The organism is Arthrobacter sp. MDB1-55, assembly GCF_059092925.1.
Genome location: NZ_JBNHID010000002.1, coordinates 870,351 through 888,588, shown reverse-complemented (window position 1 = coordinate 888,588; position 18,238 = coordinate 870,351). Strand labels below are relative to the sequence as shown.

At 65.2% G+C, this 18,238-nt stretch carries 17 protein-coding genes; 8 read left to right on the top strand and 9 right to left on the bottom strand.

Going from position 1 to position 18,238, the window contains the following annotated elements; translation table 11 throughout:
- The first annotated feature begins 67 nt into the window (after positions 1 to 67).
- The 4 genes from AC5RU3_RS11485 (at position 68) to AC5RU3_RS11470 (ending at position 5,724) form a co-directional block, all read left to right on the top strand.
- Positions 68 to 1,507 carry a lipase maturation factor family protein gene (locus AC5RU3_RS11485; RefSeq protein WP_309070542.1) on the top strand — a complete coding sequence of 480 codons (1,440 nt, stop codon included), beginning with the start codon at positions 68 to 70 and terminating at the stop codon, positions 1,505 to 1,507.
- A 154-nt stretch (positions 1,508 to 1,661) separates the two neighbouring features.
- Entirely contained in the window at positions 1,662 to 3,395 is a 1,734-nt protein-coding gene (locus tag AC5RU3_RS11480) for an ABC transporter ATP-binding protein (RefSeq protein WP_309070541.1), read from the top strand.
- A 134-nt stretch (positions 3,396 to 3,529) separates the two neighbouring features.
- On the top strand, positions 3,530 to 5,428 hold the full coding sequence (locus tag AC5RU3_RS11475; protein ID WP_493965622.1) for an ABC transporter ATP-binding protein: 1,899 nt from the start codon (positions 3,530 to 3,532) through the stop codon (positions 5,426 to 5,428).
- A 77-nt stretch (positions 5,429 to 5,505) separates the two neighbouring features.
- Positions 5,506 to 5,724, top strand: coding sequence for a hypothetical protein (locus tag AC5RU3_RS11470; protein ID WP_493965585.1), 219 nt, complete (start codon positions 5,506 to 5,508; stop codon positions 5,722 to 5,724).
- Here the strand turns inward: AC5RU3_RS11470 and AC5RU3_RS11465 are convergent.
- A complete protein-coding gene (locus AC5RU3_RS11465) occupies positions 5,714 to 7,183 on the bottom strand; it encodes a DUF6297 family protein (protein ID WP_493965584.1) in 1,470 nt (489 codons plus the stop codon). The two genes, AC5RU3_RS11470 and AC5RU3_RS11465, sit on opposite strands and share 11 nt — an antisense overlap.
- Before the next feature lie 61 nt (positions 7,184 to 7,244).
- Positions 7,245 to 7,934 (bottom strand): ABC transporter ATP-binding protein, encoded by a 690-nt coding sequence (locus AC5RU3_RS11460; protein WP_493965583.1) that lies wholly within the window; start codon positions 7,932 to 7,934, stop codon positions 7,245 to 7,247.
- A gap of 89 nt (positions 7,935 to 8,023) precedes the next feature.
- Between AC5RU3_RS11460 and AC5RU3_RS11455 the strand changes: the two genes are divergently transcribed.
- Together AC5RU3_RS11455 and AC5RU3_RS11450 are read left to right on the top strand one after the other, a co-directional pair.
- Positions 8,024 to 9,289, top strand: a complete 1,266-nt coding sequence (locus tag AC5RU3_RS11455) for a multidrug effflux MFS transporter (protein WP_309070537.1) — start codon at positions 8,024 to 8,026, stop codon at positions 9,287 to 9,289.
- Between the two features lie 22 nt (positions 9,290 to 9,311).
- Positions 9,312 to 9,707: a VOC family protein gene (locus tag AC5RU3_RS11450; RefSeq protein ID WP_493965582.1), complete on the top strand. Its 396-nt coding sequence runs from the start codon at positions 9,312 to 9,314 to the stop codon at positions 9,705 to 9,707.
- On the opposite strand, the gene AC5RU3_RS11445 is transcribed toward AC5RU3_RS11450, so the two are convergent.
- Positions 9,704 to 9,922, bottom strand: a complete 219-nt coding sequence (locus tag AC5RU3_RS11445; RefSeq protein WP_493965581.1) for a hypothetical protein — start codon at positions 9,920 to 9,922, stop codon at positions 9,704 to 9,706. The two genes, AC5RU3_RS11450 and AC5RU3_RS11445, sit on opposite strands and share 4 nt — an antisense overlap.
- A 176-nt stretch (positions 9,923 to 10,098) precedes the next feature.
- Here AC5RU3_RS11445 and AC5RU3_RS11440 point away from each other — a divergent pair, with 176 nt between their 5' ends.
- Positions 10,099 to 10,989, top strand: a complete 891-nt coding sequence (locus tag AC5RU3_RS11440) for a ribonuclease Z (RefSeq protein ID WP_493965580.1) — start codon at positions 10,099 to 10,101, stop codon at positions 10,987 to 10,989.
- Positions 10,990 to 11,019: 30 nt separating this feature from the next.
- Here the strand turns inward: AC5RU3_RS11440 and AC5RU3_RS11435 are convergent, their stop codons facing one another.
- The 6 genes from AC5RU3_RS11435 to AC5RU3_RS11410 all read right to left on the bottom strand — a co-directional run bounded on the left by AC5RU3_RS11435 (position 11,020) and on the right by AC5RU3_RS11410 (position 16,472).
- Positions 11,020 to 11,661: a DNA alkylation repair protein gene (locus AC5RU3_RS11435; RefSeq protein ID WP_493965579.1), complete on the bottom strand. Its 642-nt coding sequence runs from the start codon at positions 11,659 to 11,661 to the stop codon at positions 11,020 to 11,022.
- A gap of 2 nt (positions 11,662 to 11,663) precedes the next feature.
- A complete protein-coding gene (locus tag AC5RU3_RS11430; protein WP_493965578.1) occupies positions 11,664 to 11,924 on the bottom strand; it encodes an antitoxin in 261 nt (86 codons plus the stop codon).
- A 174-nt stretch (positions 11,925 to 12,098) separates the two neighbouring features.
- Positions 12,099 to 13,337, bottom strand: coding sequence for an ABC transporter permease (locus tag AC5RU3_RS11425; RefSeq protein ID WP_309070531.1), 1,239 nt, complete (start codon positions 13,335 to 13,337; stop codon positions 12,099 to 12,101).
- Positions 13,334 to 14,215 carry an ABC transporter ATP-binding protein gene (locus AC5RU3_RS11420; RefSeq protein ID WP_493965577.1) on the bottom strand — a complete coding sequence of 294 codons (882 nt, stop codon included), beginning with the start codon at positions 14,213 to 14,215 and terminating at the stop codon, positions 13,334 to 13,336. The genes AC5RU3_RS11425 and AC5RU3_RS11420 overlap by 4 nt, the downstream gene beginning before the upstream one ends.
- Positions 14,216 to 14,295: 80 nt before the next feature.
- Complete coding sequence (locus AC5RU3_RS11415) at positions 14,296 to 14,994, bottom strand: response regulator (protein ID WP_309070529.1); 699 nt, start codon at positions 14,992 to 14,994, stop codon at positions 14,296 to 14,298.
- Positions 14,995 to 15,050: 56 nt separating this feature from the next.
- The gene (locus tag AC5RU3_RS11410) at positions 15,051 to 16,472 is read right to left on the bottom strand and encodes a sensor histidine kinase (protein WP_493965576.1); all 1,422 of its coding nucleotides are present in this window, start codon (positions 16,470 to 16,472) and stop codon (positions 15,051 to 15,053) included.
- Positions 16,473 to 16,728: 256 nt separating this feature from the next.
- On the opposite strand from AC5RU3_RS11410, the gene AC5RU3_RS11405 reads away from it, so the two are divergent.
- A complete protein-coding gene (locus AC5RU3_RS11405) occupies positions 16,729 to 18,219 on the top strand; it encodes a glyceraldehyde-3-phosphate dehydrogenase (protein WP_493965575.1) in 1,491 nt (496 codons plus the stop codon).
- Positions 18,220 to 18,238 lie beyond the last annotated feature (19 nt).

Below are 18,238 nucleotides of genomic sequence, written 5' to 3'. Positions count from 1 at the left end.
TGAGTACCGAAATAGTAGCCGCCGGTGCCCCTTGACGCCCCCTCCTGTACGGGAGTTTCGTTGGAGCATGGAGTGGTTGAGCGGCGTGCTCGACGCCGAAGGATACGAAGTGGGGCGGCAGATACTTCAGCGCGGGGTCGCCGCCATCTACCTCATCGCCTTCATCTCGGCCATCAACCAGTTCCCGGCGCTGCTCGGCGAGAACGGGCTGCTGCCCGCGCCACGGTTCATCGAGCGGGCAGGGAAGCGTGCCGGGCCCACGCTCTTCCGCTGGCGTTACTCCGACCGGCTCCTGTTGACGGTGTGCTGGGTCGGCGTCGCGATCGCGGCTTTGCTTGTGCTCGGAATCCCGCAGGCCGGACCCCCATGGCTGCCGATGCTCGCGTTCCTCATCCTGTGGGGGCTCTACCTTTCGGTCGTCAACATCGGCCAGGTCTTCTACGGGTTCGGTTGGGAGAGCCTGCTGCTCGAAGCCGGGTTCCTCGTGGCGTTCCTCGGATCCAACGAGGTGGCCCCGCCGTTCCTGGTGCTGCTGGTCATCCGGTGGCTGGTGTTCCGGCTGGAGTTCGGCGCCGGCATGATCAAGATACGCGGCGACCGATCCTGGCGTGATCTCACCGCCCTCTACTACCACCATGAAACCCAGCCCATGCCCAACGCCGCCAGCCGCTTCTTCCACCTCCTGCCGAAGCCGCTGCACCGCATGGAGGTCGCCGGTAACCACTTCACCCAGCTGGTGGTGCCGTTCTTCCTCTTCGCGCCGCAGCCGGTCGCCGGGTGGGCGGCCGTGATCATCATCGTGACCCAGGCGTGGCTCGTGGTCTCGGGGAACTTCGCGTGGCTCAACTGGATCACGATCGTCCTCGCCTTCGGCGCGGTGCCGGATTCGTTCTACGAAGCCTTCGGCCTCGCTATCGCGCCCGCATACAGCACGACGCCGGTCTGGTTTGCAGCCGTCGTCGTGCTGATGACCGTTTTCATCGCCTGGCTGAGCTGGCCGCCGCTGCGCAACCTGTTCGCCAAGCGGCAGCTGATGAACGCCAGCTTCAACCGCTTCCATCTGGTGAACGCCTACGGAGCCTTTGGCAGCGTCACGAAGGTCCGGAACGAGGTGATCATTGAAGGAACGCGCGACGACGGCGCACCCGGCTCCCGCTGGGAAGAGTACGAGTTCAAGGGCAAGCCCGGTGACCCTGGCCGGATGCCCCGCCAGTATGCCCCGTACCACCTCCGTCTGGACTGGCTCATGTGGTTCCTGGCCTTGGGGTCCGACGGCGGTTGGTTCACTCCGCTGCTCGTGAAGCTCCTCGAAGCGGACCCGAAGATCCTGAAGCTTCTCCGCCACGACCCGTTCAACGGCGAGCGCCCCCGCTATATCCGGGCTCGCATGTTCCGGTACCGCTTCTCCACGCGCGAGGAAAAGAGGGCGACCGGTCTCTGGTGGATGCGGGAGGAAGTCGGTGTGCTCGTGAACCCTGTCTCCCTCGGAGCTAACCAGCGACGCTGAGCGCGCAGATCCTCCTTTCGGGTGATGTCCCGACGGGGGCGCAGGACTAACCTGAAGTGCGGTTCTTGTGGTTTAGCGCCTTTGACATGGCTGCCACCCCCCTCAGCACAAGAGGCCGTCCGCCAGTCAGCCCACTATTCGAGGAACCGGCTCCATGCTGATCAAATTGGTCCGCCATTACCTGCGGCCCTATGCGCCACTAGTCCTGGCAGTGGTTGCACTGCAACTGGTGTCGACCATCGCTGCCCTCTACCTGCCCAGCCTGAACGCGCAGATCATCGACGAGGGCGTGGCCCGCGGCGACACCGGATACATCTGGGACACGGGCATGGTGATGCTCGGGGTGAGCCTCATTCAGGTTGCTGCTGCCATTGCCGCCGTCTACTTTGGGTCGAAGGCCGCTATGGCGTTGGGCCGGGACGTGCGCAAGAGCGTCTTCCACCGGGTGTCCGGTTTCTCTGCCCAGGAAGTCAGTTCCTTCGGCGCCCCGAGCCTGATTACCCGCGGTACCAATGATGTCCAACAGGTGCAGATGCTCGTGCTGATGGGTCTGAACTTCATGGTCGCTGCCCCCATCATGTGCATCGGCGGCATCTTCATGGCCCTGCGTGAGGACCTCGAGCTGTCCTGGCTGGTGTGGGTGTCAGTGCCGGCGTTGTTCGTCGTCGTCGGGTTCCTGGTCTGGCGGCTTATGCCGCTGTTCCGAACCATGCAGGTCAAGATCGACAACATCAACGGGGTGCTGCGTGAGCAAATCACCGGCATCCGCGTGGTCCGCGCCTTCGTGCGCGAGCCCTACGAAGCCAAGCGCTTCGGCAAGGCCAACCGGGAGCTCACGGATGTTTCGCTCGCGGTGGGGTCACTGTTCGTCCTCATGTTCCCGGCCATCGGCATGATCCTGCACCTCGCCACAGCGGCCGTGCTGTGGTTCGGCGGCCTGCGGGTAGACGCAGGTGAAATGGAGGTGGGCGCCCTGACCGCCTTCCTGCAGTACCTCCTGCAGATCCTGGTGGCAGTCATGATGGGGACGTTCATGGCGATGATGATCCCCCGCGCATCCGTCTGTGCCGAGCGCATCGGCGAGGTGCTGGACACCGAACCGGCGATTCACGAGTCGGACCAGCCGCTGCAGCCGGCCAGCAAGGCCGGCGTGGTCGAGTTCCGTAACGTCACCTTCGCCTACCCGGGGGCCGAGGCGCCCGTCCTGAACAACATCAGCTTCACGGCCCGCCCTGGCCAGACCACGGCAATCGTCGGGAGCACCGGCGCAGGAAAGAGCACGCTCATCAGTATGCTGCCGAGGCTCTTTGACGTCGGCGGCGGCCAGGTCCTGCTGGACGGAATCCCCGTCACCGATATGGCCCGCAGGGACATTACCGAGCGCGTGGCGCTGGTACCCCAGCGCCCCTACCTGTTCTCGGGCACCATCGCGCACAACCTGCGGTTCGGCAACCCGAACGCGCACGACGACGACCTCTGGGACGCCCTTACGGTCGCCCAGGCGGCAGATTTCGTACAGGCAAAAGAACACGGGCTCGAGGCGCGGGTGTCACAGGGAGGAACGAACGTGTCCGGCGGTCAACGCCAACGGCTCTGCATCGCGAGGGCCCTCGTGGCAAAGCCCAAGGTGTACCTCTTCGATGACTCGTTCTCGGCACTCGACGTCACCACTGATTCGCGGCTGCGTGCGGCGTTGAAGCCGAAAACCAACGACGCCACAGTCATCATCGTTGCCCAGCGCGTCACCACCATCACCGAGGCCGACCAGATCCTGGTCATGGAACACGGTGAAATCGTCGCCCGCGGTACGCACGAGGAGTTGCTCGAGATTTCTCCGACCTATCAGGAGATCGTGGAATCGCAGACTACCGCGGAGGAAGTGGCATGAGCACCGACAAAGACCTCCGTTCCGACGCAGACCGGACCATCGACCCGGTGGTCGCCCCTACTCCGGGTGCGGCGGCGGATGCTGAATCGCAGGTGCTCGATGAGGAATTCCGTCCCTCTGAAGCTGACGGCGACATGTTCGGCGGCGTCCCGGCCAAGAAGGCCAAGCACTTCTGGCCCTCCGCCAAGCGACTCTTTGGCCTGCTGGCCCCGGAGAAGGCAGCCATCGTGGTGGTACTCGCGATGGTGGTCATCGCCGTCGTACTCAATGTCATTGCGCCTCGGGTGCTGGGAAGCGCCATGGATGTCATCTTCAGCGGTGTCATCAGCAGCAACCTGCCCAGCGGCGTGAGCCAGGAGCAGGTCATCGAGGGGCTGCGTGCTGAGGGGCAGGACCAGTTCGCGGACATGCTGACCGGCATGGAAGTGACCCCGGGTGTGGGTATCGACTTCGGCTTGCTGGGGCGCCTGATCTACATCGTGCTCGGCATGTACCTTGTCGCCTCCCTGTTCATGTGGCTCCAGGGCTACCTGCTGAACAAAGTGGTCATGCGGGTGGTCTACAACCTCCGCCGCGACGTGGAGGCGAAGCTGAACCGCCTCCCCCTGAACTACTTCGACACCCGGCAGCGAGGCGACCTGCTCTCCCGAGTGACCAACGACGTCGACAACGTCCAGCAGGCCCTGCAGCAGGCGTTCGCGCAGCTCATCATGTCGGCGCTGAGCCTGATCGGCATCACGGTCATGATGTTCGTGGTCTCCTGGCAGCTTGCGCTCATCGCCCTGGTTGCGCTGCCCCTGTCGGCCCTCGGCGCCGGGATGATCGGTGTGCGCAGCCAGAAGCTTTTCGCGGAACAGTGGAAGCACACCGGGCAGCTCAATGGGCATATCGAAGAGTCCTTCAGCGGCCACGACCTGGTGCGGGTGTTCGGCCGGGAGAAGGAATCGCTGGAGATCTTCGACCAGAAGAACGACGACCTCTACAAGGCGTCCTTCGGCGCACAGTTTGTCTCCGGCATGATCATGCCGGTCATGCAGTTCATCTCCTACCTGTCCTACGTCGGCATCGCGGTGGTGGGCGGGTTGCGCGTGGCGTCCGGTTCAATGACCCTCGGCGAGGCCACCGCCTTCATCCAGTATTCCCGTGAGTTCAATCAACCGCTGAGCCAGATGGCGGGCATGGCCAACATGCTGCAGTCCGGCGTGGCGTCCGCGGAACGCGTCTTCGAACTGCTCGACGCCGATGAACAGGATCCGGACACGGCGACCGAATCCCTGCCCGAGCGGACCACAGGCCATGTCGAGTTCGAGCGGGTCAGCTTCAGCTACTCCCCCGACAAGCCGCTCATCGAGGACCTGTCCTTCGAGGCAAGTCCGGGTGAGACGGTGGCGATCGTAGGCCCGACCGGTGCGGGCAAGACAACGCTGGTTAACCTCGTCATGCGCTTCTACGAGCTTAATTCAGGGCGCATCACCGTGGACGGCGTGGACATCACGCACATCAGCCGCGCCGAGCTGCGCTCCAAGGTCGGCATGGTGCTGCAGGACGCCTGGCTGTTCGGGGGCTCGATCTACGAGAACATCCGCTACGGCAACCTGGACGCCACCAAGGAACAGGTGATGGAAGCGGCGAAGGCAACTTACGTGGACCGGTTCGTGCGCGCGCTGCCTGACGGCTATGAAACCGTCATCGATGAAGAAGGGAACAACGTCAGTGCAGGCGAGAAGCAGCTGATCACGATCGCCCGTGCCTTCCTCGCCAACCCGTCACTGCTGATCCTGGATGAGGCCACCAGCTCGGTCGACACCCGGACGGAGTTGCTGGTGCAGCATGCCATGGCGGCGCTGCGGACCGACCGGACCAGCTTCGTCATTGCCCACCGCCTGTCCACCATCCGTGATGCGGACATCATCCTGGTGATGGAGGAGGGCCGGATCGTGGAGCAGGGCAACCACGCGCAGCTCCTGGAAGCGCAGGGTGCGTATTACCGCTTGTACATGAGCCAGTTCGCGGGGGCTGCGGACCCGGTCTAGGCTTCGCTTCCGAGCGTCCGCGCTTCCACCGTTGTCGGTGGGACTGTTTGAATGGGGTATTCATCAAGGGGAACGTCATGACCTATACCAAGCTTCTGCTCACGGGTGGCACATCGCTGCTCGCCGGCTTCTTCCTGTTCGTGCTGCCGGTGCGCGACCTCATCAACGGCACGGGCACCGGACTCGACTGGCTCCTCGTCGCCGTCGGAGCGTTCCTCCTGGCGGAGGGACTCACCATGTTCTTCCTCGGGGAGCGGATGCGCAGGCGCGACCTGAGCCGGGACCTCAAGCGCTAGCTTTGTCATGCGGGTTCGTCATCGCCACCACAAGAAATACGACGACGCTGATCACGCCCTGCACCAGTAGCACCGGCAGCGCCACGGCTCCGAGGTAGAGGGTGAGCAGGACCGGCATCAGGCTCAATACCGTCACGTCAACTCCGCGCATGAGCGACGCCAGTTGCGCTCGGGGAACCGGACCGAACGGAGTCTCAACCGGTGGCGCAGACCAGTCGGTCGAAGGCCTCGTGGCGCCTCGCACCGTTCCCGCGCCCATCCCGATCCCGGCGAGTCCTGTCAGCAGGATGAGCATCGGTCCCGCCGCGCCAAGGACCACCAGCACGGCACCGAGCAGGATCATCCACAACGTCATGACGACGGCGGGCATGAACGCCCGGCTGGTTCGAACCAAAGCGGCGCTCGCGGGAACCAGCCCATCAAGTTCCGGCACCAGCGCCGCCCTCCGCGCCACTGCCCCGAAGCCGGAGGATGCAGCGCATCCCGCGACTCCCAGAACCGCCAGCTGCGCGAACAGCGGCAGCCCGCCGTCCACCATCATCACCGCAGCACAGGCGACCAGCCAAAGCACCGCCGTCGTCGGTAGCGGGTGCAAGCGCACGAACGCGACGATGTCAGCGCGCAGCAGCGCCGCGAACGGCCGTCGGGAGGGTCGGGCGAAAAACCGGGAGCCGCGGCGATGAGCTGCCCGGTTCTCCGCTCGTACAGCACGCAGCAACTCGTTGGTATCCATGAAGTAGAACGAGGCTCCCACGTGCCCGGACACCGCGCCCGCACGTGCCAGCTCCGAGCCGGGCACAAGACCGGCCCGCGGCGAAACCAGGGCCACCAGAAGAACAGCCAGCACCACGGCGGCGCCCGCAGTCCATATCGATGGCACGAGAGCAGCACCCGCCGCACCGCCTGCCACAACGACGCCGGCCGCCACTTTCAGTCCGACCGCACCGGGAGTTTCCTGAAGCAGCCCGGCGATGCCGAGCACCGCTGCGACAGCCGCCCCGAACGTGGCAGCGGCATACGCGTGCGTCAGCGGGCTGCGTTCAAGCGCGGTGAGGATGCTGAACGGCGCGTACACCGCGGCTGCGCCGGCGCCCGACAGAGCGGTCCTGCGCAGGTACGGCCCCCACACCATGGGCCGGCGGTCCAGCGGCAGGGAGAGCCACCACGCGCTCTCCGGTCCCCCGAGGGCAAGCGGTCCCAGCCGTCGGGACAGCACGACGACGGCGGCGAGCGCAGTGAACGTCAACATCATCTCAAGCGCCTGCCTGGGCAGGACAAACACCGGGTCGGTGATGAGGCCGCCGTCGGACGTGGCACGTTTCGCGAACTCACCCCGCAGGGCCAGAACGAAGGAAACCGCAAGGGCGGCCGCGCAGCCCAACGCATGCACGCTGACGTAGACGTCGGCGAACAGGTCGGGCAGCGAGGTGCGGGCGCGGTGTAACGGCGGGCGGACCACCGGGTGAAGCGGACAATTTCTTCAGCCCGGTCGACCGCCGGGTGCGGTTCGGCAAGAGCGGTCATCGGGAGCCAGCGATGATGGCCGCCCCCGCATCGGGTGCTCCGAGTGTCACCTCGTCGTCGATGACCAGGCAGGACGAGGCTGTGTCCCTGAGCAGCTGCGGGTCGTGCGTTACGAGGACCACGGCTGTGCCGTTGTCGGCCATGGTGCGGATTCGACGGCCGAGCGCTTCACGCATCACTGGGTCCAGCCGCTGTTCCGGTTCGTCGAGGATGAGCAGCGACGCGGGACGCATCAGTCCGGCGGCGAGGAGGGTGCGCCGGCGCTGTCCTGAGGAGAGTGACTCGGGTACGACGTCGGCGCGGGCGTGGAGACCAAAGAAGGTCAGCTCCTCCTCCACAGAGGCTTCCGGCTCGGGCAGCGAATGGCCACGGGCCACCAGCAACAGGTGTTCGCGCACAGTCAGGGACGGAAAGAAGAGATCCTCATCAAAGACGGCGGACACCTCCCGGCGGAAGGGAACGGCGTCCGGGTCGGCCAGTAGTCCATGCACCTTCACGTCACCCGGGATGGGCACTTGACGCCCCGCCAGTGTGCGGGCCGCCGTCGACTTGCCCGCACCGTTGAAACCAACGACGCCGAGCACCTCCCCGGCAGCGACAGACACGGTAATTTCGCCGCAGACAGGCGCTCCCGCGTACCCGACAAGAAGGCGCTCAGCCTCCAGGACAGTCCCCCGTACAGTCACTCCTCCACCCTATCCGCACCCGGTGTTGAGCCTGCCGTAACGTTTCAACAATCCACCACGGGGCCACAAATCGGCCTACAGTTAACCGGGTGACTCAACCGCCTGCGTCCCAGGCCCACCCTCCCCGTTATATTCCCGGCATCAAGTACATCCTGATGCTGGGGGCATTGGCCGCGCTCCCGGCCGTCACCACCGACATGTACCTGCCCTCGCTTCCTGCTGTAGCCGAGGACCTCAGGGCCAGCCAGGCGGCCGTCCAGTTCACCCTCTCCGGGATGCTCCTCGGCGGCGGCGTAGGCCAGCTGGTGATCGGGCCGCTCTCCGACCGGTTCGGACGAAGGCTCCCGCTCATCGTCGGCATCATGCTGCACGTGGTCATCTCGCTGCTCTGCTCGGTTGCGCCCGACATCGGCACGCTCATCGTCCTGCGCGTTCTGCAGGGGTTCTTCAACGCGGCAGCTGCCGTCGTCGCCATAGCGGTCATCCGCGACAGGTTCGTTGGCTCCGATGCCGCCCGCCTACTTTCCCGCCTCATGCTCGTGATCGGTGTGGCCCCGCTGTTCGCGCCCACCATCGGTCAGGCGGTCGCGGGCTTGTGGGAGTGGCGTGCAGTTTTCTACGCCCTGGCCCTGATCGGCGCCGTACTCGTCGTGATCGTGTGGCGGTTCATGCCCGAGACGCTTCCCGAGGAACGACGACGACCGGCCCACCTCCGGCACGTCGCCGGCGGGTACTGGCACCTGCTCAGGAACGTCCGCTTCATGTCCCTTGCCGTCATTCCCGGACTCGGCCTCGGCGTGATCATGAGCTACGTAGTGGGATCCCCCTTCGTGTTCCAGGACCAGTACGGGCTGAGCCAGGCGGAGTTCGCCCTGATTTTCGCTTTGAACGGCCTGGCGCTGGTGCTGTCAGCACAGGTGAACGCAGCGCTCGTCCGGAAGGTCGCCCCTGCCCGGCTTCTGCGCACTGCCGCCGTCGCCCAGCTGGTCTTCGCGGTCATCCTGGTTGTGGTTGCGGCCACTGGATTCGGTGGCGTGGTCGGTTTGATCGCGTGCCTGTGGCTGGTTCTTGGAACCCAGGGGATGATCCCGGCGAACGCCTCAGTTCTCGCGCTCAACTCGTACGGCCACATGGCCGGCACGGCGGCCGCCGTCATCGGCGCCCTTCAGTCCGGGGTGGCCGGAATCGTGAGCCCGGTGGTAGGCCTGCTCGGCGGCAACGCCACGTCCATGTCGGTGGTCATGCTCGGCGCTGTCTTACTTACCGTCGTCGTGCTTCTGCTGGGCACGCCGGTTTTCCGCAAGGGAGGCTGGCAAGCCCTCGAAGCCTCGGAGGAGCCGGCCGCCCGGCGTTAGCCCGACTCTGTAGGCTGTGCCCATGACAGCACCCCAGGTTTACGTCAGCTTCCCCGGTACTGCCCGCGAAGCACTCACCTTCTATGCGGACGTTTTCGGCGGGGAGCTATCCCTGCACACCCACCAGGATTCCGGCCGCGACGAGGGCACGCCTGACGCAATCGCTCACGGAACGCTCAGCGGCATGGTTGCGCTGGCAGGATCGGATGCAGGAGCCGATGGAAAGAGTGTCCGGTTCGAGGGGCTGATGCTCTCCCTGCTCGGCACCGCAGAACCACACGTCCTCCATGACTGGTTCGACAGGCTGGCAGAAGGCGGTTCGGTCGTTGACCCCCTGGGGCCCAAGCCGTGGGGCGCTTCGGACGGCCAGGTGATCGACCGTCACGGCCTTCACTGGCTCATCGGTTACGAGTCCTAGTCGCTGGGGCTGATGTCGGTGGTGAGCTCGCGCTCGTCGTCGGTCTCTTTATCCTTCTCTTCGGCGGGTCCGGCAGCTTCGTTCACTCCGAGCTTTGTGCCGCTCGCTTCATCCTCGTCCTGATCCGCCTGGACCACGTCGCGCGGAATCGGATTTTGCAGATTCTTCAGACCGTCGGCAACCTCGTCCTCAAAGTCATTGGTATCGCTGCTCACACGGTTCTCCCCAGCTCGGCGTTCCTGATGCCGAACACGTTACTCCCCACGGGAGGACTTTGGGGAGGGAACGGACAGCTTGGGGCTCCGTCAACACACCTGCCTGCCGCTCGCTGGAAGGCGTGATAACAAGCGAGGTCGCCCGAAGCCGACGCAACAATGGCACACTCGAATCCATGCGCGAACTCGTGATCCTCGGCACCGCCTCACAGGTTCCCACCCGAACGCGCAACCACAACGGCTACCTGCTCCGCTGGGACGGTGAAGGCCTGCTTTTCGACCCGGGTGAAGGGACCCAGCGGCAGATGACGTATGCCGGAGTCGGGACGTCAAGCATCACGCGAATCTGCCTCACGCACCTCCACGGCGACCACAGTTTCGGCCTTCCCGGCGTGTTGTCCCGCATGGTGCTCGACGGCGTCGACCATCCCATACACCTCCATTACCCAGCGTCCGGCGAAGAGGCCGTCCGTGCGCTGGTGTCGCTCGCCACTCCGGGCCTTGACCTTCGGCTCAGCCCGCATGGGTCACCGGGCGCCATCACCGATGGACTCGAGGTGCAACCGCTGCGGCACCGGATCGAGGCGTACGGCTACCGACTCAACGAGCCGGCGTCCCGCAGTCTGATCCCGGAACGTCTCGCTGCGGCTGGAATCATGGGGCCCGACGTCGGCCGCCTGCAGCGGGAAGGACATCTCCGTGGCACCGCGGTCGAGGACGTGAGCGTTCCCCGCCCTGGACAGAGCTTCGCCTTCGTCATGGACACGGCCGAGTGCGAGGGCGCAGACGCACTGGCGGACGGCGCGGACCTCCTGGTTGCGGAATCCACTTTCAGTAACGACGATGCCGGCCTCGCCTCCCAGTACCTCCACCTCACCGCCGGTCAAGCGGGCGCGCTCGCCGGGAACGGGCACGCCGGCATCCTGGTGCTGACCCACTTCTCGTCCCGCTACCCAGATGTGAGCGTCCTGCAGGAGCAGGCGGCTGCGGCCGCCGTCGTCACGCAGGTTGTCGCCGCGAATGACCTGGACCGGATCGCCTTCCCGAAACGCCGACGGCTGGAGTAGCACGGCTCTTGTCGGGCGACTCTTCGGGCGCTAGCTCTGGGGCAGCTCAACCAGGAGCTCGGGCCGCCTCTTCCCCAGTTCTGCGTGAAGCACTTCGAACGCGCCGCGGACCGGCCCGCCGTCGTCGTTCTTCTCCAGCACCAGATGCGCACGGCGAAGGAAGGCATCACCGTCTCCCTGGCCGGAGCGCAGTTCGCGCAGCGGAGCAAGCAGGGCTGCACGCCGGAGCCAGGGGTCGGCGCTTGCGGCCCAGCGGTCCAGCACCTCCTCGGCGTGGGAGCGCTCGGGCCCGGTCAGGCGCGCAGCCAACGGCCCGACGACGTCGACCGCCACCGGATCCACCAGCGACTCCCTCCGGCTATCCCGCACGTAACGCTCCAGGCGGGCGAGGTCCGAGTGCCGGAGCAGGGAAACGGAGGACTGCAGCAGAACCACGGCGGCGAGACGCCGCTCGAACACCGGCTCGAACCACAGCTCGGCGCTAAGGAAAAGCACATCCTGCCGGTCCATCCCCCGGAACTTACGGCTGGCATCCCGTACGGTGCCGCGCACGGCGCCGACGGAAGACCCGTAGTAGCGAAGGCCGTCGTCGAGCGCGTTCTGTGCATCCGCCCGTTCCCACGACGCCTCGCGCTGTAGCGCGGCGTCGATGAAGTCCGCTGCCTCGCTCAAGCTCAGAGGCGGGGGGACCCGGGATTGTTCGGGTTTGCGTCGGGGCCTTCACCCGGTCCACGCAGATGCTTCTGCGCCTGGCCGCGGGCGTTCTGGATCTTGTCCTGGTGCTTGCCCTTGGTTGCCTTGTCCGCAACGTCAGCCACGCGGTCCACTACTTTGCTGCCCATCTGTTTGGCCTGGGGGCTGTTGAGCGCTTCGCGGACCTTGGGGTTGCGGGCGAGTTCCTTCGCGATCTTGCCGAGCGAGCCGAATCCGGCCATGACTGAGTACCTTCCGTGGGAGATGGTGTCTTGCCAGTACCAACGTAGTGCTCGTGGGAATCGTCCCCACCTCTACCCACTCGACCCGACGGGCGCAGAAATGGCCCTTGGGTGCACGTCCGTCGGATCGAACCGGCGTTTCCTGAACCCAAGGGCCAATTCTGCGGGATTGCCCTACTGCTCCAGCTTCATCGCCTTGCGCAGGGTCAGCGCTCCACCGCCTTGCATCACAGCACGGCGGTAGATCTTCTCGCCGAGATGGAGCAACGCAACCGCAGCAGCGAGCGCGAGCACCAGTGACAGGATCGGTTCCCAGAGCGCGACCTCGGAGTTCAGCATGCGGATCGGCATCGCAACGGATGACACCACCGGCACATAGGACGCAATGACGAGCAGCTGGCCCGAGGCGAACAACCCGGCACCCAGTGCAGCGAAGATCAGGGCCATGACCGGTGTCGAACTGCTCGTCAGATCCTCCGCACGGCTGGCCAGCGACCCGAGCACCGCCCACATGGCGGCCAGGATCAGGAAACCGAACAGGAAGAACACCATGAACCACCCGGACGCGGGGATGATGCTGCCGATGATGTCCGCGGTGTCCGTGAGGTTCAACGCGAGCAGCGCCGCTCCGCCGTACAGCGCCAGCTGGATCATCGCCAGGATCGTGTTGCCCAGCACCTTGCCGTACAACAGCTGCCGCACAGGGATCGCAGTGGCCAGGATCTCCACCACGCGGTTCTGCTTCTCTTCCACCACCGAATTGGCAATAGCCATTCCGAAGATGATGGACGCCATGTAGAACAGGAAGCTGAACGCGAAGCCGGCCACGTCCGCAACGGCCTGGTTTTCCGCGTTGCCCTCCAGGAGCGACTCCTCCAGCGTCGACCCCCTGAGCAGCTGCTCGGAAGTGGTCCCCGCAGCTGCTGCATTCGACTCGAGGGCGTAGGCCTCCAGGGCGGCACCCAGGCCGCTGCTCAGACCTCGGGGTACCTCGTTCTTGCCGGTCAGGGTCCACGTACCGTCGCCCCCGCGGATGAGGGCTGCGTCGGCTCCCTCGGTCCGGACCTGCTCAAGCGCTGCATCATCGGACACTGTGGCTATCGTCTCGAAGGCCGTGTTGCCGTCGTCGTCCTGGCCTACTTCATGTGCGAGGGCGACCACAGACTCCCCGGCGTTCGAGCTCACCGCGACGGTGTACTCCTCGCCCCGGGTGGACATGTAGGCGTTGAAAACGACGCCCGCGACAATCAGCACCAGGGTCACGAGTGTCGAGATCGCGAAGCCGCGATCCTTTGCCTTCACCATGACCTCGCGCAGCGTTACGATCAGCCAGGCCGGCTGCGGGTTGTGCCCCGAAGGGGACGACGACGCCGGCCCTCGCTGCTGTTGCCTGTATGCGGTTTCGGTGCTCATTGGGATACCCCCCGGTAGATTTCGCTGAGACTGGGTCGGATTCTGCTGAACTCGTGCACACTGCCCCGCGTCATGGCAGCGGCGAGGAGGCGTTGGGCGTCGTCGTCGTTGTCCAATTCCACGACGGCGTCCCGTCCTGCCACGTCTATGACGCGCACACCGGTTTCCTCACGTACCCAGCCGGCGTCGGGTGAGACCGTCAGCCGGTGACGCCGGGGCGCTGTCGCGCGGAGTTCGTCGCCTGTCCCCGAGGCGACGAGCCGGCCCTTCTGCAGGACCACCAGGTTGTCGCACAGCCGGTCCACGAGGTCGAGCTGGTGGCTTGAGAAGAGGACAGGAACCCCCTGCGCGGTGTGTTCGCGCAGCAGTTCCACCATCGAATCGACGGCCACCGGGTCCAGGCCTGAGAAGGGCTCATCGAGAATGAGTACGGACGGGCGGTGAAGGAGCGACGCCGCAATCTGCACCCGCTGCTGGTTACCGAGCGAGAGCGACTCCAGCTTGTCCTTGCCCCGGTCGCCGAGCTGGAACCGTTCAAGCAACTCCTGCGCCCGCGACCGCGCATCCGACTGGCTCATCCGGTGCAGCTGCCCGAGGTAGACGAGCTGATCGAGAATGGGCTGCTTCGGGTAGAGGCCCCGCTCCTCGGGCATGTACCCGAAGGTGGCGCGGTCATTCGCGGTGACCGGACGTCCATCAACCAGCACCTCCCCGGCCTGCGCGGTGAGCACACCCATGATCATGCGCATGGTGGTCGTCTTGCCGGCACCATTTGCGCCGACGAACCCGGTCATCTCGCCCGAAGGGACAGTGAAGCTCACATCGTCGACGGCGGTGTTCTCGCCGAAACGGCGGGTCAGGTTCTGCACCTGCAACATGGGTTTCCTCCCGTTTGGTCTTCCTGGGATCAACACTAGGGAGGCGGGCCAGTTCGGGGATGCGCCGAAAGACGGAACTTTCATTCACCCGGACGGATGAGCCCGCTTTCGTAGGCAAACACGACTGCCTGTACCCGGTCGCGCACCTGGATTTTGCCCAGCAGGGAGGACACGTGGGACTTGACCGTAGCCTCGGCGAGGAACAGCTTCCCGGCAAGCTCGGCGTTGCTGAGCCCTGACGCCATGCACACCAGGACTTCCTTTTCACGCTGCGTCAGCGAGGCGAGCAGCCGCTGTTTGTGCTGCTGCTCCGGTGTGGGGTGCTTGTGCGCCGGGGCGGTGCCGGCACCATCGAACTGGCTGGTGAACCGTTCGATCACCCGGACAGTAACCTCCGGTGCCAGCAGCGCGTAGCCGCCGGCCACCGCGTGGACCGCTGCAATCAGATCTTCCGGTTCGGCGTTCTTCAGGAGGAAGCCGCTCGCACCGCCGCGGATCGCGTCGAACAGGTAATCGTCGCGCTCGAAGGTGGTCAGGATGATGACCTTGCCGCGGCCGGCCGCGGTGATTTGCTCCGTGGCCCTGATGCCGTCCAGCACCGGCATTTGCACGTCCATGAGGATGACGTCGACATCGTGCGAGGTGGCGAAGTCGACCGCCTCCTGCCCGTTGGTGACCTGTCCCACCACCTCGATGTCGTCCTCAACGGACAACATGGTGGCGAAACCGGCACGGACCAGCCCCTGGTCGTCAGCTAGCAGTACTCGAATCTTGTCCATGACGTCTTTCGGTGTGAAGTTTTGGGAATGGTGAGGACGTTCGGGATGACCTGTGCTTAGGACATCAGGAAGCGGGCGCGGACCCGCCAGCCTCCGTCCGCCCGGGGACCGATTTCAGCGGCACCGCGATGCAGCGCTACCCGTTCCCGGATGCCCTGCAGCCCGAACCCTGACCCGGGTTCTGCTCGCGGGCGCGGCCTTCCGTTGTCCACCGTCTCGAGTTCCACCCAGCGCTGTTCCGCGGTCTGCCCGGTCCGCAGGGTCATGACGGCTGCCGAGGCGGTGGAATGGCGGCGGACGTTGGTGAGGGATTCCTGCGCCGTCCGGTACAGGGAAAGCGCCAGCGGCGCCGACACGTCGTCGAGGGCTCCCGAAACGTCTTCAATCCGGGAAAAGGTGACATCCAGGCCGAACTCACGCTGCAACTCAGCCAGGGCACTGATGTCGGGGAGCCCGGGCTCCGGATGGCGGCCGCCGTCGTCGTCGGCTCCTTCAACCGAGGTGTCCGACCGCAGCACGCCCAGCAGGTTCCGCATATCGGTCACGGCCTGACGGCTGGCCTGTTCGATGGTGCGCAGCGATTCAGCCGCGACGTCCGGTTTCCGGTCCATCACACGGCGGGCGGCGCCGGCCTGGACTCCGATCACGGACACGTGGTGGGCCACGACGTCGTGAAGCTCACGCGCAATCCGGAGCCGTTCCTCGATGACGGCCCGCCGGGCAAGCTCGGCGGACTGTTGCGCGATCTGCTCGGCCTGTTGAGCCAGCTGAGTGCGCTGCAGGGCGTTGCGCCAGGAGGACAGTCCGGCCAGGATGGCGCCCCCGAAGTACGCGAAGTTCACCATGAAGTTGTAGACCGCCGCGGAGGTCAGCGGGTCAAGGATTCCCCGCCAGGTTTCGTCCCCCTCGGAGACCCGCTCCAGCATGCCGTCGAATGTGTTCGAAACCGTGAGGGACAGGATCAGCCACAGCGTCATGGCGACCACCACAAAGGTGGTGCCGAGCCACAGCACGCGCCTGTCCTTGGCCCACGCCACCGCCGAGTACAGCGAGGCGAAATAGGCAACCTGATACGAGAGCTGGATGGAGAGGGCTGGAATCCAGAGGCTGAGGATGATGAAGAGCGCGGACATCACCAGCATGACCGCGACGGGGAAGCGGCGCCGGAGCACGAGCGGGAAGATCATCAGGGCGAGAACGCAATGCTGCAGCCAGATGGGGCTGCGCTCCTCGGCCATGGCCCCGACGCCCCTGCTCAACTCCAGCGCGACAGCGCTGATCAGGAAGAAAACGACGACGCCGATCAGGTCCTTGCGCAGCTGCTCCTGGATGGGGCTGGGCCGCTCCCAGCGGCTTTCCTCGGAGCCCGTTGGGGGCACGAGCCGCCTCAAAATATTCAGCATGTCGACGTCCAGCACCCTCCGAAGTGTTCCTGCGCCAGTGTAGTCAGCGGCCGGTCCTGTTCTGCTCCCCCGCATGACCTAGTTCCTTCGGATGAGATGTCCGTAGAGGCGTTCCGGCCTTTTCGGGGCTTATGCCGTTGGTCACAGATGGGCCTGAGGAGTTATCTGCGGCAGGTAGCGGCGGATATCCTTGCAGCATCACCGTGCCGCACCGCCCGACGTCGATGTCGACCGGATCTGCACGGCAACAGACCAACAAAATCAGCCGCCCTTTCTTTCTCGGAGGAGCGGCAACGCCGGACAATCCGGTGAGAGAGAGGACCTGATCATCGTGGATCACAACCCTTCAGTCACCCGCGACACCTGGATGAGCCGGGAGGCACTCGCCGAGGGGATGATTCCCGTCATCGGCCGCCTCTACCGTGAGAACAACGTGGTCACCAGCATCCACGGGCGCAGCCTCATCAACAAGTCCACCATGGGCATCCTCAAGGCACACCGTTTCGCCCGCCGCATGAGCAAGGAAGAGCTGCTCCTCGAAGAGACCGCGCCTCTGCTGCGCACCCTCGCGGACTTGGACCTTGGTGCCGCATCCATCGACGTCGCCCGCCTCAGCCAGAAATACAGGTTGATTCAGGAGGAGGCCGGCAGTCCTACCCTGGAGGAGTTCCTCCGTGAGGAACTGTCCGACGTCGTGGGCAAGCGCGGCGCCGACGAGCGGACGAGCACCGACGTCGTTCTCTATGGTTTCGGGCGCATCGGCCGCCTGGTTGCTCGGCTGTTGATTGAGAAGGCCGGCGGCGGACACGGGCTGTGCCTGCGCGCGATCGTGGTGCGCAAGGGTGCCGAGAACGATCTCATGAAGCGCGGCAGCCTGCTGCGCCGTGATTCGGTGCATGGCTCCTTCGAGGGCAGCATCCAGGTGGATGAGGCCACCAACACGATTACCGCCAACGGCGTGCGCATCCAGGTCATCTACTCCAATGATCCGTCCACCATCGACTACACGCAGTACGGCATCAAGGACGCGCTGGTCGTGGACAACACCGGGCGCTGGCGTGACGAAGAGGGGCTCAGCCAGCACCTCCAGAGCAAGGGCGTTGCGAAGGTTCTGCTGACTGCGCCGGGCAAGGGCGGGCTCAAGAACATCGTCCACGGCATCAACCACACGGACATCACCGCTGACGACCGGATCGTAACCGCGGCGTCCTGCACCACCAACGCCATCACGCCGGTGCTCAAAGCGATCAACGATGAGTTCGGTGTCGTGCACGGGCACGTCGAAACCGTCCACTCCTTCACGAATGACCAGAACCTGATCGACAACTTTCACAAGGGCGACCGCCGCGGGCGCTCCGCAGCCCTCAACATGGTCATCACCGAGACGGGTGCCGCAAAGGCTGTTGCGAAGGCGCTGCCGGAACTGCAGGGCAAGCTCACCGGCAGCTCAATCCGCGTACCTACCCCGGACGTGTCGATCGCTATCCTGAATCTCTCGCTGGAGGACGCGTCCACGAAGGACGATGTCAACGACTACCTCCGCAAGATGTCGCTGCACTCTGACCTCCGCAAGCAGCTGGACTACATCGACTCCCCCGACGTCGTATCAACCGACTTCGTTGGTTCACGCCGCTCCGGCACCGTTGACGGCCTCGCCACCATCTGCAACGACAAGAACCTGGTCCTCTACGTCTGGTATGACAACGAGTTCGGCTACAGCTGCCAGGTTGTGCGCGTCATGGAAGAAATGGCGGGCGTCCACGCGCCGTCGTTCCCGGCGAAGGAAGCCATCCCGACGGCGGAGCTCACCGCAAGCGTCTGATCCGGCTGCTCCACTCGGC